The organism is Thiobacillus denitrificans ATCC 25259, from assembly GCF_000012745.1.
Taxonomy (GTDB): domain Bacteria; phylum Pseudomonadota; class Gammaproteobacteria; order Burkholderiales; family Thiobacillaceae; genus Thiobacillus; species Thiobacillus denitrificans_B.
The window spans coordinates 443,143-457,487 of sequence record NC_007404.1 but is presented as its reverse complement, the minus strand read 5'-3'; the positions used below and the strand labels follow the sequence as shown (position 1 = coordinate 457,487).

At 64.8% G+C, this 14,345-nt stretch carries 21 protein-coding genes; 4 read left to right on the top strand and 17 right to left on the bottom strand.

What is annotated here, in order from left to right; genetic code table 11:
* Positions 1-48: 48 nt before the first annotated feature.
* The 4 genes from uvrA to TBD_RS02170 all read left to right on the top strand — a co-directional run bounded on the left by uvrA (position 49) and on the right by TBD_RS02170 (position 5,376).
* Complete coding sequence (gene uvrA, locus TBD_RS02185) at positions 49-2,871, top strand: excinuclease ABC subunit UvrA (protein WP_011310948.1); 2,823 nt, start codon at positions 49-51, stop codon at positions 2,869-2,871.
* Between the two features lies 1 nt (position 2,872).
* A complete protein-coding gene (locus TBD_RS02180) occupies positions 2,873-3,610 on the top strand; it encodes a pseudouridine synthase (RefSeq protein ID WP_011310947.1) in 738 nt (245 codons plus the stop codon).
* A 115-nt stretch (positions 3,611-3,725) separates the two neighbouring features.
* Positions 3,726-4,025, top strand: a complete 300-nt coding sequence (locus tag TBD_RS02175; RefSeq protein WP_011310946.1) for a hypothetical protein — start codon at positions 3,726-3,728, stop codon at positions 4,023-4,025.
* Positions 4,026-4,113: 88 nt separating this feature from the next.
* A complete protein-coding gene (locus TBD_RS02170; protein ID WP_041432239.1) occupies positions 4,114-5,376 on the top strand; it encodes a glycerate kinase type-2 family protein in 1,263 nt (420 codons plus the stop codon).
* 76 nt (positions 5,377-5,452) lie between these two features.
* Here the strand turns inward: TBD_RS02170 and TBD_RS02165 are convergent, their stop codons facing one another.
* From TBD_RS02165 to rplE, 17 genes are all read right to left on the bottom strand, one after another.
* Positions 5,453-6,181: an SAM hydrolase/SAM-dependent halogenase family protein gene (locus tag TBD_RS02165; protein ID WP_011310944.1), complete on the bottom strand. Its 729-nt coding sequence runs from the start codon at positions 6,179-6,181 to the stop codon at positions 5,453-5,455.
* A 135-nt stretch (positions 6,182-6,316) separates the two neighbouring features.
* Complete coding sequence (gene rplQ, locus TBD_RS02160) at positions 6,317-6,706, bottom strand: 50S ribosomal protein L17 (RefSeq protein ID WP_011310943.1); 390 nt, start codon at positions 6,704-6,706, stop codon at positions 6,317-6,319.
* An 83-nt stretch (positions 6,707-6,789) separates the two neighbouring features.
* On the bottom strand, positions 6,790-7,770 hold the full coding sequence (locus tag TBD_RS02155) for a DNA-directed RNA polymerase subunit alpha (protein ID WP_011310942.1): 981 nt from the start codon (positions 7,768-7,770) through the stop codon (positions 6,790-6,792).
* A 42-nt stretch (positions 7,771-7,812) separates the two neighbouring features.
* Complete coding sequence (gene rpsD / locus TBD_RS02150) at positions 7,813-8,442, bottom strand: 30S ribosomal protein S4 (protein ID WP_011310941.1); 630 nt, start codon at positions 8,440-8,442, stop codon at positions 7,813-7,815.
* Positions 8,443-8,457: 15 nt separating this feature from the next.
* Positions 8,458-8,850 (bottom strand): 30S ribosomal protein S11, encoded by a 393-nt coding sequence (gene rpsK / locus TBD_RS02145; RefSeq protein WP_011310940.1) that lies wholly within the window; start codon positions 8,848-8,850, stop codon positions 8,458-8,460.
* 9 nt (positions 8,851-8,859) lie between these two features.
* A complete protein-coding gene (gene rpsM / locus TBD_RS02140; protein WP_011310939.1) occupies positions 8,860-9,216 on the bottom strand; it encodes a 30S ribosomal protein S13 in 357 nt (118 codons plus the stop codon).
* Positions 9,217-9,306: 90 nt separating this feature from the next.
* Positions 9,307-9,420, bottom strand: coding sequence for a 50S ribosomal protein L36 (rpmJ, locus tag TBD_RS14425; RefSeq protein ID WP_026240735.1), 114 nt, complete (start codon positions 9,418-9,420; stop codon positions 9,307-9,309).
* Between the two features lie 44 nt (positions 9,421-9,464).
* Entirely contained in the window at positions 9,465-9,683 is a 219-nt protein-coding gene (infA, locus tag TBD_RS02135; RefSeq protein WP_011310938.1) for a translation initiation factor IF-1, read from the bottom strand.
* Positions 9,683-10,996: a preprotein translocase subunit SecY gene (gene secY, locus TBD_RS02130; protein WP_011310937.1), complete on the bottom strand. Its 1,314-nt coding sequence runs from the start codon at positions 10,994-10,996 to the stop codon at positions 9,683-9,685. Before secY ends, infA begins: the two co-directional genes overlap by 1 nt.
* 18 nt (positions 10,997-11,014) lie before the next feature.
* The gene (gene rplO, locus TBD_RS02125; RefSeq protein ID WP_011310936.1) at positions 11,015-11,449 is read right to left on the bottom strand and encodes a 50S ribosomal protein L15; all 435 of its coding nucleotides are present in this window, start codon (positions 11,447-11,449) and stop codon (positions 11,015-11,017) included.
* A complete protein-coding gene (rpmD, locus tag TBD_RS02120) occupies positions 11,450-11,635 on the bottom strand; it encodes a 50S ribosomal protein L30 (RefSeq protein WP_011310935.1) in 186 nt (61 codons plus the stop codon). It abuts the gene before it with no gap.
* Between the two features lie 3 nt (positions 11,636-11,638).
* Positions 11,639-12,154 carry a 30S ribosomal protein S5 gene (gene rpsE, locus TBD_RS02115; RefSeq protein ID WP_011310934.1) on the bottom strand — a complete coding sequence of 172 codons (516 nt, stop codon included), beginning with the start codon at positions 12,152-12,154 and terminating at the stop codon, positions 11,639-11,641.
* 15 nt (positions 12,155-12,169) lie between these two features.
* On the bottom strand, positions 12,170-12,523 hold the full coding sequence (rplR, locus tag TBD_RS02110) for a 50S ribosomal protein L18 (protein WP_011310933.1): 354 nt from the start codon (positions 12,521-12,523) through the stop codon (positions 12,170-12,172).
* A 17-nt stretch (positions 12,524-12,540) separates the two neighbouring features.
* A complete protein-coding gene (gene rplF, locus TBD_RS02105; protein WP_011310932.1) occupies positions 12,541-13,071 on the bottom strand; it encodes a 50S ribosomal protein L6 in 531 nt (176 codons plus the stop codon).
* A gap of 12 nt (positions 13,072-13,083) precedes the next feature.
* A complete protein-coding gene (gene rpsH / locus TBD_RS02100) occupies positions 13,084-13,479 on the bottom strand; it encodes a 30S ribosomal protein S8 (protein ID WP_011310931.1) in 396 nt (131 codons plus the stop codon).
* A gap of 12 nt (positions 13,480-13,491) precedes the next feature.
* Positions 13,492-13,797 (bottom strand): 30S ribosomal protein S14, encoded by a 306-nt coding sequence (gene rpsN, locus TBD_RS02095; protein WP_011310930.1) that lies wholly within the window; start codon positions 13,795-13,797, stop codon positions 13,492-13,494.
* A 7-nt stretch (positions 13,798-13,804) separates the two neighbouring features.
* On the bottom strand, positions 13,805-14,344 hold the full coding sequence (rplE, locus tag TBD_RS02090; RefSeq protein ID WP_011310929.1) for a 50S ribosomal protein L5: 540 nt from the start codon (positions 14,342-14,344) through the stop codon (positions 13,805-13,807).
* Position 14,345: the final 1 nt, after the last annotated feature.

The following is a 14,345-nucleotide window of genomic DNA, read 5'->3' as shown; positions in this document are numbered from 1 at the left end:
AGCAGGTTGCGAATTACGCCCGCCGCCCTAACCGATGGCCGTCATCCCATGGAATTCATCCGCATCCGCGGCGCACGCACGCACAATCTCAAGAACGTCAACCTCGACCTACCGCGCGACAAGCTGGTCGTGATCACGGGTCTGTCGGGGTCGGGCAAATCCTCGCTCGCCTTCGACACGCTCTACGCCGAAGGGCAACGGCGCTACGTCGAATCGCTGTCGGCGTACGCGCGGCAGTTCCTGCAATTGATGGAAAAGCCCGACGTCGACCTGATCGAGGGTCTGAGTCCGGCGATTTCGATTGAGCAGAAGGCGACGAGCCACAACCCGCGCTCCACGGTCGGCACGGTCACCGAAATCCACGACTACCTGCGGCTGCTCTATGCGCGCGTCGGCGATCCGCAATGTCCCGAGCACGGCATCACGCTCGCCGCGCAGACCGTCTCGCAGATGGTCGACGCGGTGCTCGCGCTGCCCGAGGACACGAAGCTCATGATCCTCGCGCCGCTCGTCGTCGGCCGCAAAGGCGAGAACCTGGAACTCTTCGCCGAGCTTCGCGCGCAGGGCTTCGTGCGCGTGCGCGTCGACGGCAAGGTGCACGAGATCGACGCGGTCCCCAAGCTCGACAAGAACAAGAAACACACGATCGAGGTCGTCGTCGACCGCCTCAAGGTCAGGCCCGACGCCAAGCAGCGTCTCGCCGAGAGTTTCGAGACCGCGCTGCGCCATGCCGACGGCCGCGCGCTCGCGGTCGAGATGGACAGCGGCGAGGAGCATCTCTTCTCCGCGAAGTTCGCGTGTCCGGTCTGCAGCTACGCGCTGCCCGAACTCGAACCGCGCCTGTTTTCGTTCAACAATCCGATGGGCGCGTGCGAGACCTGCGACGGCCTCGGCTCGATCACCTTCTTCGACCCGGCGCGGGTCGTTGCCTTTCCGCATCTTTCGCTCGCGAGCGGCGCGATCAAGGGCTGGGACAAACGCAACCAATTCTTCTACATGATGCTGCAGAGCCTCGCGCTGCATTACGGCTTCGACCTCGACACGCCGTGGGACGCGTTGCCGGCGCGCATCCGCGAGGTGATCCTGAACGGCAGCGGCAAGGAAGCGATCGCGTTCCAGACGCTCGCGCCGCGCGGCGGCTTCACGACCAAGCGCTACCCGTTCGAAGGCGTGCTCGCCAACATGGAGCGGCGCTACCACGAGTCGGACTCGATGGCGGTGCGCGAGGAACTCGCCAAATACCAGAACAACAAGCCCTGCCCCGCCTGCGACGGCACGCGCCTGCGCGAAGAGGCGCGCCACGTGATGGTCGGCGGCGCGCCCATCTACCGGGTCAGCGCCCTGCCGCTGAAACAGGTGCAGGCCTTCTTCGCAGGGCTCGAGCTCGACGGCCAGCGGGCGCAGATCGCCGACAAGATCGTCAAGGAAATCATCGCCCGCGTCGGCTTCCTCAACAACGTCGGCCTCGACTACCTCTCGCTCGACCGCTCGGCCGACACCCTCTCGGGCGGCGAGGCGCAGCGCATTCGTCTGGCCTCGCAGATCGGCTCGGGCCTCACGGGCGTCATGTACGTGCTCGACGAGCCGTCGATCGGCCTGCACCAGCGCGACAACGATCGCCTGCTGGCGACGCTCAAGCACCTGCGCGACATCGGCAACTCGGTGCTGGTCGTCGAGCACGACGAGGATGCGATCCGCGCGGCGGACTACGTCGTCGACATGGGTCCGGGCGCGGGTGTCCATGGCGGCGAAGTCGTCGCCGAGGGCAGTCCCGAGGAAATCCGGCTCAGCGCCGATTCGCTGACCGGCCAGTACCTGTCGGGACGGCTGCGCATCGACATCCCGAAGAAGCGGCGGCGGGCCGATCCCGAACGGCAGCTCGTCGTCACGAATGCCCGCGGCAACAATCTCAAGAATGTCACGATGCGCCTCCCCGTCGGGCTCTTCGTGTGCATCACGGGCGTGTCGGGTTCGGGCAAATCGACGCTCATCAACGACACGCTCTACGCCGCGGTCGCGCGCCATCTCTATGGCTCGAGCACGGAGCCCGCGCCACACGACGAGATCCAGGGCCTCGAGTACTTCGACAAGGTGATCAACGTCGACCAGTCGCCGATCGGCCGCACGCCGCGCTCGAACCCGGCGACCTATACCGGGCTCTTCACGCCGATCCGCGAACTCTTCGCCGGCGTGCCCGAGGCGCGCGCACGCGGCTACGGCCCCGGCCGCTTCAGCTTCAACGTCAAGGGCGGGCGCTGTGAGGCCTGCCAGGGCGACGGCGTGATCAAGGTCGAGATGCATTTCCTGCCGGACATCTACGTGCCCTGCGACGTCTGCCACGGCGCGCGCTATAACCGCGAGACGCTCGAAGTGCAGTACAAGGGCAAGACGATCCGCGACATTCTCGAGATGACGATCGAGCAGGCGCACGAATTCTTCGCGGCAGTACCCGTCGTCAGCCGCAAGCTGCAGACGCTGCTCGACGTCGGGCTCGGCTACATCCGGCTCGGCCAGTCGGCGACGACGCTGTCGGGCGGCGAAGCGCAGCGGGTCAAGCTCGCGCTCGAGCTTTCCAAGCGCGACACCGGCCGCACGCTGTATATCCTCGACGAGCCGACGACCGGGCTGCACTTCGCCGACATCGATCTGCTGTTGAAGGTCTTGCAGCGTCTTTCCGAAGCGGGCAATAGCGTGGTCGTCATCGAACACAACCTCGACGTCATCAAGACCGCCGACTGGCTGATCGACCTCGGCCCCGAAGGCGGCGCGGGCGGCGGCCTCATCATCGCCGAGGGCCCGCCCGAAGCCGTCGCGGACAACCCGGCGAGCCACACCGGGCAGTATCTTCAACCGGTGCTGTCGAGGCGCTGAGATGGCCGAGCCGGTCCGTCTGTCCAAGCTCATGTCGGAGCGCGGCCTGTGCTCGCGGCGCGAGGCCGACGCCTTCATCGAACGCGGGCTCGTGTTCGTCGACGGCAAGCGGGTCAGCGAACTCGGGACCAAGGTCGATCCGGCCTGCGCAATCCGGCTCGACAACGCAGCCAGCCGTCAGCAGCAGCAACGCGTGACGATCCTGCTGCACAAACCGGTCGGCTACGTCTCAGGGCAGCCCGAGCCGGGCTACCAGCCGGCAGTCGCGCTGATCCGCGGCGAGACGCAGTGGCGAGACGAACGGCGCCCGGGGCCGGCCTTCCTGCCCGCGCACCTGAAGGGCCTCGCGCCGGCCGGCCGCCTTGACATCGATTCGACCGGCCTGCTCGTCCTGACCCAGGACGGCCGCGTCGCGCGGCAACTGATCGGCGACCACTCCGACGTCGAAAAGGAATACCTCGTACGGGTCGAGGGGCGGCTCGACGCGCGCGGTCTCGCACTCCTCAACCACGGCCTCAGCCTCGACGGCGTTCGGCTGCGGCCGGCGAAGGTCGCCTGGCAAAACGCCGACCAGCTTCGCTTCAGCCTCAAGGAAGGCCGCAAGCGCCAGATCCGTCGCATGTGCGAACTCGTTGGGCTCAGGGTCGTCGGCCTGAAGCGCGTTCGCATCGGTGCAGTGCGTCTCGGCGACCTGCCGCTCGGCCGCTGGCGTTATCTGGCGCCGGGCGAGCATTTCTAGCACGCCGCCAGCAGCCTCGCGAGCGCTTGTTTTAGGCGGCCGTACCCGCTATGAATAAAAGCTCCGTGCGTCGCGGCCCCGCATCATTTTCCATCCGACTGAAGGGAGCTCTACCATGCGGTCAACACTTCCCGTCGCACTATTCGCTGCCCTCGCGCTCGGCGCGTGTGAAAAAACCGAAGACGCCACGGCGCCGGCCCTGGAGCAGGCCCGAGAGGCCGCGCGCGCGGCAGCCGATTCGGCGGCCGTAGCAGCACGTTCGGCCGCCGCTGCGGCAGAAGCCGCAGCCGATGTCGCGGTCGACGCGGGCTCAGCCGCGGGACGCGCTTCCCGTGACACCGCCGGCGAAGCCGCCGACGTCACGGTCGAGGCGGCAAGAGAGGCCGTCAACAAGGCGCGGGAAGCGGCGAACTGAACCGCTGCAACCGCCGGGCGCGAACGCGCCGAGGCCGCCCTCCCGCCGCCGGTGCAGGCGACTTCGCGCTCGCCCGTTGCGCGGTCCGGTGAATCCACGCGAACTCCTGCTCGGCTCCTTTCGGGCCGCCGTCGCCGCCGCGGCGCCCGCGGCCGTGCTCCCGGCTCATCTGCCGCAGCCGCCGCGGGGCCGGACCCTCGTCCTCGGGGGCGGCAAGGCCGCGGCGGCGATGGCGGCGGCCGTCGAAGCCAGCTGGCCCGCCGACGCGGCGCTCTCGGGGCTGGTCGTGACCCGCTACGCGCATGGCTGCGCGACGACGCGCATCGAAGTCGTCGAGGCCAGCCATCCCCTGCCCGACAGCCGCGGCGAAGCCGCAGCCCTGCGCATGCTTGAAATGGCGGGGGAACTCGGCGCGGACGATCTGCTGCTTGCCCTGATCTCAGGCGGGGGGTCGAGTCTGCTCGCCGCGCCCGTCGACGGCGTGACGCTGAAGGAATTGCGTCAGCTCACCAAGGCGCTGCTCGGCGCCGGCGCGACGATCCAGGAGATCAACACGGTGCGCAAGCACCTGACGCGGCTGTCCGGGGGACGCCTCGCCCGGGCGGCAGCGGGCGCGCAGGTGCTCGCGCTGATCGTCTCGGACGTCGTCGGCGACGATCCGACGCACATCGCGTCGGGGCCGTGCGCGCCCGATTCGACGACGTGCGCTGACGCACTCGACGCTTTGCGACGTTTCGAGGTCGCCGCACCGCCGTCCGTGCAACGCCACCTCGACGCCTGCGCGGCGGGCAGCATCGAGGACACGCCAAAACCCGGCGACCCCTGCTTCACGCGCGTGGACAATCGCGTGATCGCGAGCGCCGGCCGTAGCCTGCAGGCCGCCGCCGACTACTTAGAGGGCCAGGGAATCCGCGTCGTGCTGCTATCCGACCGGGTCAGCGGCGACGCACGAACCGTCGCGAAGCAGCACGCCGCGCTCGTCCGTACGCTGCGGGCGCGCGGTCCCCTCGCGCTGATTTCGGGTGGCGAAACGACCGTGCGTCTCGCCCGCCATGCAGGCCACGGCGGCCGCAACACCGAATTTCTGCTCGCCCTCGCGACGGCCTTCGATCACGCCCCGGTCGCCGCCATCGCCGCCGACACCGACGGCGTCGACGGCAGCGAGGACAACGCCGGCGCGTTGCTCTTTCCGGACACGATGGCGCGCGCCCGCGCTCAAGGACTCGATCCGCATGCCTGCCTCGCGGCGCAGGACAGTTACGGCTTTTTTTCCGCGCTCGGCGACCTCGTCGTCACCGGCCCGACCCGCACCAACGTCAACGACTACCGCGCGGTGCTGCTCGGGGTCTAGCCGCGCTGAGTCCGGCCGCCTCTCCGCCCAGCCAGGACGACGGCGAACGTTTGCCCTGGTCAGAGTCTCGCCTCGGTCAGTTCGGCCGCTGCACGCGCACCGGGTCGCCGACCTCGAGGCCGTAGACGGCCGCGGCGCTTCCGCGGTTGACCGCGAGTTCGAGCAGGCCGACGCTGTTCATTAGCCACAGCCCCTCGCCTTTCGCGACGTCGCCGAAGCTTGCGCCGTGTCGGAAAACGCCGCCCGCGGCCGATACCCGCGCGTCGCTCGGGACGGAACGCAGCCCGGTCCAGGCGTTGCCGTAGTGGTCGATATAGACGACGCGCGCAAGATCGCCGGCGTCGAACTCGACCGCAAGCGCGTCGACTTCCTCCAGTTTCGAGGCGGGGAATTCGCCGCGGGCGATGTCGGCTGCGATTGGCGCGAACAGATCACGCCCGTGGAAAGTCGGCGCCAGCGCTTCGGGCCGCCAGACGATACGCCACACCCTTGTGTCGGCCTGACGCGCCGCGACGACCGACGTCAAGCCATTGTCCGGCCCGACGAACCAGCGCCCGCCCGCCTGGACGACGACCGCGCCGCGCGGCGTGCCAACACCGGGATCGACGACGGCCAGAAAGACGCTTCCGGACGGAAAGTTCGGGGCGAGCGCAGCCAGCAGATGCGCCCCGGCGTGAGCGTTGAAGTCAGGTACCTCGTGCAGCAGATCGAGGACCGGATGCCCGGGTGCACGCTCGACGAGACGCGCCTTGAGCTGCCCGACGTAAGGGTCCCGGCTGCCAAAATCGGTGAAGAGAACGATCACGCTCGACTCCCGCGATGAAAGCCACGACTATGCCGAGACGGCGCGCGGGCGGCAACCTCCCCGGCCCGAGACCCCCGCATCTGCGCGTAAAAAAAGCCGGATTAACCGGCTTTTTTTTCTTGGCGTTCGCCGGTCTTACTCGGCGTCGACCGGGGCCGCGTCGCTCTCGGGACGGTCGACGAGCTCGACCAGCGCCATCGGCGCATTGTCGCCTTTGCGAAAACCGTACTTCAGGATGCGCAGATAGCCACCGGGCCGCGCCTGGTAGCGGGGACCGAGTTCACCGAAAAGCTTGACCACCATCTCGCGGTCGCGCAGACGGTCGAAAGCGAGGCGCTGGTTGGCGACGGTCGACTCCTTGCCGAGCGTGATCAGCGGCTCGACGAAACGACGCAGGTCCTTCGCCTTGGGCAGGGTGGTCTTGATGACTTCATGCTTCAACAGCGAGTTGGTCATGTTGCGGAACATGGCCAAACGGTGGCTCGTGGTGCGGTTGAGCTTGCGGTTGGATTGACGGTGACGCATGGCGGTTCCTTTCGGTCAGTATTCTTGGGCAAGGTCGCCTGCCACGGCGACCCGCGCTTTATTCTTGGTTTGAAGTTGATGAATCAGGGACGCTCGAGCCCCGCCGGCGGCCAGTTTTCGAGCTTCATGCCGAGCGACAGACCCTTCGACGCGAGCACATCCTTGATCTCGTTGAGCGACTTGCGGCCGAGGTTGGGCGTGCGCAGGAGCTCGGTTTCGGAACGCTGGATCAGGTCGCCGATGAAATAGATGTTCTCGGCCTTCAGACAGTTGGCCGAACGCACGGTCAGTTCGAGATCGTCGACCGGGCGGAGCAGCAGCGGGTCGACCTGCGGCGAACGCGGCGACTCGGACTCGGCCGGCGTGCCCTCGAGGTCGGCGAACACGGACAGCTGGCTCACCAGAATACGCGCGGCCGTGCGCACCGCTTCCTCCGGCTCGACGACGCCGTTGGTTTCGATGTCGATTACGAGACGGTCGAGGTCGGTACGCTGCTCGACGCGTGCGCTTTCGACGGCATAGGCGACGCGGCGCACCGGGCTGAACGAGGCGTCGACCAGAATCGAGCCGACAGCGCGCGTCTCTTCCGACACCTTGCGCGCGGTCGCCGGCTGATAGCCGCGGCCAGCCTCGATCTTGATTTCCATGTCGAGCTTGCCGCCCTTGGTCAGGTGCGCGATGACGTGGTCCGGGTTCAACACCTCGATGTCGTGGCCAACCTCGATGTCACCCGCGGTGACGACGCCTTCGCCACTCTTGGAGACCTTGAGGATCGCTTCCGCCTTGCCATGCATCTTGAACGCGATGCCCTTGAGATTCAGCAGGATGTCGACGACATCCTCCTGCACGCCCTCGATCGTCGAATATTCGTGAACGACGCCGCTGATCGCGACCTCGGTCGGCGCATAACCCACCATGGAAGACAACAAGATGCGACGCAGCGCGTTGCCGAGCGTATGGCCATAGCCGCGCTCGAAAGGCTCCATGATGACCTTGGCGTGCAGAGGGGAGGCACGGTCGACCTCCACGATACGCGGCTTGAGAAATTCCGTGGCGCTTTGCATAAAGTGCGTTTCCTTAAGACCCGGTCGATCCGACCGGCCAGCTTATTTGGAGTACAGTTCGACGACCAGCGACTCGTTGATGGTCGACGGCAGTTCCGAACGCTGCGGGTGTGCCTTGTAAGTCCCCTTGAGCGCCTTCGCGTCGACTTCGATCCATTCCGGATAGCCGCGCGTCGCGGTCGCATCGGCGGCCGCCTTGATGCGCAATTGCGCTTTCGACTTTTCCGCAACCTCGACGACGTCGCCTGGGCGTACCTGATACGACGGGATATTGACGCGACGGCCGTTCACGACGATGCCGTTGTGGCGGACGATCTGCCGTGCCTCGGTGCGCGAGGCGCCGAAGCCCATGCGGTAGCACACCGAGTCGAGACGCGATTCGAGCATCGACAGCAGGTTTTCGCCGGTCACGCCCTTGCGGCTGTCCGCACGCTTGTAGGTCAGGCGGAACTGGCCTTCGAGCACGCCGTAGATGCGGCGGATCTTCTGCTTTTCACGCAGCTGAACGCCATAACCCGACAGGCGCGCACCGCTCTTCTGGCCGTGCTGCCCGGGGGCGTAGGCGCGACGCTCGATGGCACACTTGTCAGTGAAACACTTCTCGCCCTTCAGAAAGAGTTTCTCGCCTTCCCGGCGGCACTGACGACATTTGGGATCAAGATTACGAGCCATGATTTTCCCTGGAAATTAGATACGACGCTTTTTGGAGGGACGGCAACCGTTGTGCGGGATCGGCGTGACATCGGAGATCGCAACGATCTTGAAGCCGAGCGCATTCAGCGCGCGCACCGTCGACTCGCGGCCAGGGCCGGGGCCCTTGATCCGCACTTCCAGGTTCTTGACGCCGTATTCCTGCGCCATCTTGCCGGCGTTTTCCGCGGCGACCTGGGCCGCGAACGGCGTCGACTTGCGGGAGCCCTTGAAGCCCGCGCCGCCTGCCGTCGCCCACGACAGGGCGTTGCCCTGGCGATCGGTGATCGTCACGATGGTGTTGTTGAACGAGGCATGGATGTGCGCAATACCTTCTGCGACGTTCTTTTTGACCTTCTTGCGGACACGCGCTGCTGTTTTAGTCGCCATGATTAACCTTTACTTTTTGATGGCCTTGCGCGGACCCTTGCGAGTGCGCGCGTTGGTGCGGGTGCGCTGGCCGCGCACCGGCAGACCTTTGCGGTGACGGAAGCCGCGGTAGCAGCCCAGGTCCATCAGACGCTTGATGTTCATCGTGACTTCACGGCGCAGGTCGCCCTCGACCGTGAATTTCGACACCCCTTCGCGCAGGCGCTCCATTTCGGCCTCGGAGAGGTCTTTGATCTTCGACGTCTGGGCAATGCCCGCCGCCTCGCAGATCTTGCCGGAGGTCGTCCGGCCGATGCCGTAAATGGCGGTCAGTGCAATAACCGCGTGTTGGTGATTCGGGATATTAACCCCAGCAATACGAGCCATTCGCAAAGCTCCAAACGCAAAACAAAAAATTATAACACGCCAACCCGCCTTCGGGTTGGCTCGAATTCGAGGCCGAGGGCGTCAGCGTGTTCAGCCCTGACGCTGCTTGTGACGCGGGTCGTCACAAATCACGCGCACGACACCCTTGCGGCGCACGACCTTGCACTTACGGCACATTTTTTTGACAGACGCCTGCACTCTCATGGTTTTCTCCGTTCACTCACCGGCAGCGAAGCTGCCGGTCAAATTCATTTGGCTCTAAAAACGATCCGACCCTTGGTCAAGTCGTACGGCGTGAGTTCGACCGTGACCTTGTCGCCCGGGAGGATGCGGATGTAGTGCATGCGCATCTTCCCCGAAATGTGACCCAGTAGCACGTGTCCGTTTTCCAGCTTGACTCGAAAGGTGGCGTTCGGCAGGTTTTCGATCACTTCGCCCTGCATCTGAATGACATCTTCCTTCGACATCACCGCCCCACCAGACCGTTCTTGAAATTCGCCTTCTTGAGCAGTCCTTCGTACTGGTGCGACATCACGTAGGCCTGGACCTGCGCCATGAAGTCCATCGTCACCACCACGATGATCAGCAGGGACGTGCCGCCGAAATAGAAGGGGACGTTCCATTTCAGGATCAGAAACTCGGGCAGCAGGCAGACGAGCGTGATGTAAATCGCACCGACCAAGGTCAGCCGCGTCAGAATCTTGTCGATGTAGCGCGCGGTCTGGTCACCGGGCCGGATTCCCGGCACGAACGCGCCGCTCTTCTTGAGGTTGTCCGCCGTTTCCTTGGGATTGAACACGAGCGCCGTATAGAAAAAGCAGAAGAAGATGATCGCGAGCGCGTACAACAGCACGTATACGGGCTGCCCGGGCGACAACGTCGCCCCGACATCCTTCAGCCATCCCATGTTCTCGCCGCTGCCGAACCACCCGGCCAGGGTCGCGGGGAACAGGATGATGCTCGACGCGAAGATCGGCGGAATCACGCCGGCCATGTTCAGCTTCAGCGGCAGGTGCGAGCTCTGCCCGCCCACGACCATCTTGCCGACCTGCCGCTTGGCATAGTTGACCAGGATTTTGCGCTGCCCGCGTTCGACGAACACCACGAGGGCGGTAACGAGCAGCACGCCGACGAACAGCATCAGCACCAGCGGAATCGAGAACGCGCCGGTGCGAGTCAGCTCGAGCGTGCCGCCGATCGCGGACGGAAGCCCGGCAGCGATACCGGCGAAGATGATGATCGAAATGCCGTTGCCGAGGCCGCGTTCGGTGATCTGCTCGCCGAGCCACATCAGGAACATCGTGCCGGCGGTCAGCGTCACGACCGTGATCAGACGGAAGGCCATTCCCGGGTCGAGCACGAGCCCAGCCTGCGCTTCCAGCGCGATCGCAATCCCCAGCGCCTGGAATACCGCAAGGAACAGCGTCCCGTAGCGCGTGTACTGCGTGATCTTGCGCCGCCCGGCCTCGCCTTCCTTCTTCAAGGCCTCCAACTGCGGCGAGACCGTCGTCATGAGCTGCACGATGATCGACGCCGAGATATACGGCATGATCCCGAGCGCGAAGACGCTGAAACGGGAAAGCGCGCCACCCGAGAACATGTTGAACATGCCCAGGATGCCGCCTTGCTGCGACTTGAACAGCTGGTCGAGCACGAGGGGATCGATACCCGGAACCGGGATGAAGGTCCCGATACGGTAGACGATCAGTGCGCCGAGCAGGAACAGCAGGCGACGTTTGAGATCGCCGAATTTGTTCAGGCCTGTCTTGGGCGTTGCCACCGCGCGATCCTCGCTCGCTTACTCGGCGACGCTGCCGCCGGCCGCTTCGATGGCCGCACGCGCACCCTTGGTCACCGCGACACCGCTCAGCTTGATCGCCTTGCCGAGCTCACCCGCGAGATAGACCTTCGCAGCTTTCGCAGCGCCGCTCACGACACCCGCCTGCTTCAATACCAGCAAATCGATTTCGGCGACGCCGACGCCGGCCAGATCCGACAAACGAACGCGCGCCGTATCCCCCTTGGTCAGGGAGACGAAGCCGCGCTTGGGCAGCCGGCGATGCATCGGCATCTGACCGCCTTCGAAGCCGACCTTGTGGAAGCCACCGGCACGGGACTTCTGACCCTTGTGACCGCGACCCGCGGTCTTGCCGAGGCCCGAGCCGATGCCGCGTCCGACGCGACGCTTGTCTTTCTTGGCACCGTCGGCCGGTTTAATGTTGTTCAGTTCCATTTAAGCCTCGCACTTCACCAGATAGGCGACCTTGGTAATCATGCCGCGGTTCTCGGGCGTATCGAGCACCTCGACCGTATGGTGCATCCGACGCAGGCCAAGCCCGCGCACGCAGGCGCGATGGGGCGCCTTGGTGCCGATCAGGCTCTTGACCAGCGTGACCTTGATTTTCTTCTGCTCGCTCATGGCTTACCCCGTGATGTCTTCGACCGACTTGCCGCGCTTCGCGGCGATCTCGGACGGCGTCGACATTTTCATCAAACCATCGATCGTCGCGCGCACGACGTTGTAAGGATTGGTCGAACCGAGACACTTGGCCAAGACGTTTTGCACGCCCATGACCTCGAACACCGCGCGCATCGCGCCACCGGCGATGATGCCGGTACCTTCGGATGCCGGCTGGATCAGCACGCGCGAGGCGCCATGCTGGCCCACCACCGTATGGTGGAAAGTGCCGTTCTTCAGGCTGATCTTGACCAGCTTGCGACGTGCCTCTTCCATGGCCTTCTGCACGGCAACCGGCACCTCGCGGGACTTGCCCTTGCCCATGCCGATTCCGCCGTCCCCGTCGCCGACCACGGTCAGCGCGGCAAAACCCATGATCCGGCCGCCCTTCACCACTTTGGTGACGCGGTTGACCGAAATCATCTTCTCGCGCAAGCCGTCGCCGCGCTCTTCGTTACTGGTAGGTGCTGTACGGGCCATCTTGATTCTGCCTCGTTAAAATGCCAAACCGCCTTCGCGGGCCGCTTCAGCCAGGGCTTTGACACGCCCGTGGAACTTGAAGCCGGCGCGGTCGAAAGCCACTTTTTCGATACCCAAGCCCTTCGCCTTTTCCGCGAGGCGCTTGCCGACGGCGGCGGCCGCGGCCGTCGTCCCGCCGTTGGCGAGCTGGCCGCGCAAGTCCTTGTCGTTCGACGAGGCGCTGGCCATCACCGTGCCGCCATCCGCCGAAATGATCTGCGCGTAGATATGGCTGTTGGTGCGGTGAATCGCCAGGCGAATCGCCTTGACGGCCGCGATCTTGGCGCGGGTTTTGCGCGCTCTGCGAATCCGTGATTGCTTGGTGTTCATTCTGTGTCCTTAAGCCTTTACTTCTTCTTGGTCTCTTTCTTGATGACCACTTCGTCGCTGTAGCGCACACCCTTGCCCTTGTAGGGCTCGGGCGGACGATACGCGCGCACGTCCGCGGCGACCTGTCCGACGGCCTGGCGATCGATGCCCTTGATGACGATTTCGGTCTGCGTCGGCGTCTCGACCTTGATGCCGGCCGGCATCTTGTGGACGACAGGATGCGAGAAACCGAGGCTCAGGTTGAGTGCGTCGCCCTGGGCCTGCGCGCGGTAGCCGACGCCGACCAGGGTGAGTTTCCGCTCGAAGCCCTTGGAGACGCCTTGCACCATGTTGTTCACCAATGCGCGCAGGGTACCGGCCATCGCGTTCGCCTGGATGCTCGAACCTACGGGTGCGAAGGTCAGCACGCCATCGTTCAGCGCCACCGTGACGTCCGACGACATCGGCTGGCTCATCGAGCCGAGCGGGCCCTTGACGGCGATACCGTCACCGAGCGTCACTTCGACGCCCTTCGGGACCGTAATGGGATTATTCGCTACACGTGACATATCCGTTTCCCCTTACGCAACGAAGCACAGGACTTCGCCACCGACGCCCTTGGCGCGTGCGTGCCGATCGGTCATCACGCCGCTCGAAGTCGAGACGATCGCGACGCCGAGGCCGTTCTTCACGCGGGGCAGATCCCCGGCACCTTTGTAGATGCGCAGACCGGGCTTGCTCACGCGCTCGATGTGCTCGATGACCGGGCGGCCGGCGTAATACTTGAGCTGCAATTCGAGTTCCGGCTTGCCGGCTTCGCCTCGAACCGCGAAGTCTTCGATGTAGCCCTCGTCCTTCAGGACCTTGGCGATAGCCACCTTGACCTTGGACGACGGCATCGACACCGCCATCTTCTCTACCTGCTGCGCATTGCGGATGCGGGTCAGCATGTCCGCGATGGGATCACTCATACTCATATCGTCTCCCCCTTACCAGCTTGCCTTGACGATGCCGGGAATCTCGCCGCGCATCGCGTACTCACGCAGCTTGCCGCGTGCGAGGCCGAACTTGCTGAAAACACCCCGCGGACGCCCGGTCAACTGGCAGCGGTTGCGCTGACGCACCGGGCTCGCGTTGCGCGGCAGTTCCTGCAGCGCCTTGTAGGCGGCCGCACGGTCTTCGTCGCTGGTCTGCACGTTGGCAATCACAGCCTTGAGCTCGGCCCGCTTGGCAGCGTACTTCTTCACCAGGCGCGCGCGCTTTTCTTCACGGTTGATCAAGGATAACTTGGCCATGCCTACCTCAATTCTTGAACGGGAAACTGAAGGCGGCGAGCAATGCGCGCGCTTCATCATCAGTCTTCGCGGTGGTGGTGATCGTGATGTTCATCCCACGCAACGCATCGATCTTGTCGTACTCGATCTCCGGGAAGATGATCTGTTCCTTGATGCCCATGTTGTAGTTGCCACGGCCATCGAAGGACTTGCCGGAAACACCACGAAAGTCGCGAACACGCGGCAGCGCGACAGTCACGAGACGATCGAGGAACTCGTACATCTGCCCGCGGCGCAGGGTGACCATGCAGCCAACCGGGTAGTTCTCGCGGATCTTGAAGCCCGCGATCGACTTCTTCGACTTGGTAACGACCGGCTTCTGCCCCGCGATCTTCTGCATGTCGGCGACCGCGTGGTCCATGACCTTCTTGTCGGCCACCGCCTCGCCCACACCCATGTTCAGGGTGATCTTCTGGATGCGAGGGACTTCCATGACGGACTTGTAGCCGAACTGCTCGATCAGTTTCGGCACCACCGTCTCACGATAAAACTCTTGAAAACGCGCCATG

Coding starts and splice junctions, on each gene's coding strand:
- uvrA (WP_011310948.1), top strand. CDS start 49: ATGGAATTCATCCGCATCCGCGGCGCACGCACGCACAATCTCAAGAAC.
- TBD_RS02180 (WP_011310947.1), top strand. CDS start 2,873: ATGGCCGAGCCGGTCCGTCTGTCCAAGCTCATGTCGGAGCGCGGCCTG.
- TBD_RS02175 (WP_011310946.1), top strand. CDS start 3,726: ATGCGGTCAACACTTCCCGTCGCACTATTCGCTGCCCTCGCGCTCGGC.
- rplQ (WP_011310943.1), bottom strand. CDS start 6,706: ATGCGTCACCGTCAATCCAACCGCAAGCTCAACCGCACCACGAGCCAC.
- TBD_RS02155 (WP_011310942.1), bottom strand. CDS start 7,770: ATGCAAAGCGCCACGGAATTTCTCAAGCCGCGTATCGTGGAGGTCGAC.
- rpsD (WP_011310941.1), bottom strand. CDS start 8,442: ATGGCTCGTAATCTTGATCCCAAATGTCGTCAGTGCCGCCGGGAAGGC.
- rpsK (WP_011310940.1), bottom strand. CDS start 8,850: ATGGCGACTAAAACAGCAGCGCGTGTCCGCAAGAAGGTCAAAAAGAAC.
- rpsM (WP_011310939.1), bottom strand. CDS start 9,216: ATGGCTCGTATTGCTGGGGTTAATATCCCGAATCACCAACACGCGGTT.
- rpmJ (WP_026240735.1), bottom strand. CDS start 9,420: ATGAGAGTGCAGGCGTCTGTCAAAAAAATGTGCCGTAAGTGCAAGGTC.
- infA (WP_011310938.1), bottom strand. CDS start 9,683: ATGTCGAAGGAAGATGTCATTCAGATGCAGGGCGAAGTGATCGAAAAC.
- rplO (WP_011310936.1), bottom strand. CDS start 11,449: ATGGAACTGAACAACATTAAACCGGCCGACGGTGCCAAGAAAGACAAG.
- rpmD (WP_011310935.1), bottom strand. CDS start 11,635: ATGAGCGAGCAGAAGAAAATCAAGGTCACGCTGGTCAAGAGCCTGATC.
- rpsE (WP_011310934.1), bottom strand. CDS start 12,154: ATGGCCCGTACAGCACCTACCAGTAACGAAGAGCGCGGCGACGGCTTG.
- rplR (WP_011310933.1), bottom strand. CDS start 12,523: ATGAACACCAAGCAATCACGGATTCGCAGAGCGCGCAAAACCCGCGCC.
- rplF (WP_011310932.1), bottom strand. CDS start 13,071: ATGTCACGTGTAGCGAATAATCCCATTACGGTCCCGAAGGGCGTCGAA.
- rpsH (WP_011310931.1), bottom strand. CDS start 13,479: ATGAGTATGAGTGATCCCATCGCGGACATGCTGACCCGCATCCGCAAT.
- rpsN (WP_011310930.1), bottom strand. CDS start 13,797: ATGGCCAAGTTATCCTTGATCAACCGTGAAGAAAAGCGCGCGCGCCTG.
- rplE (WP_011310929.1), bottom strand. CDS start 14,344: ATGGCGCGTTTTCAAGAGTTTTATCGTGAGACGGTGGTGCCGAAACTG.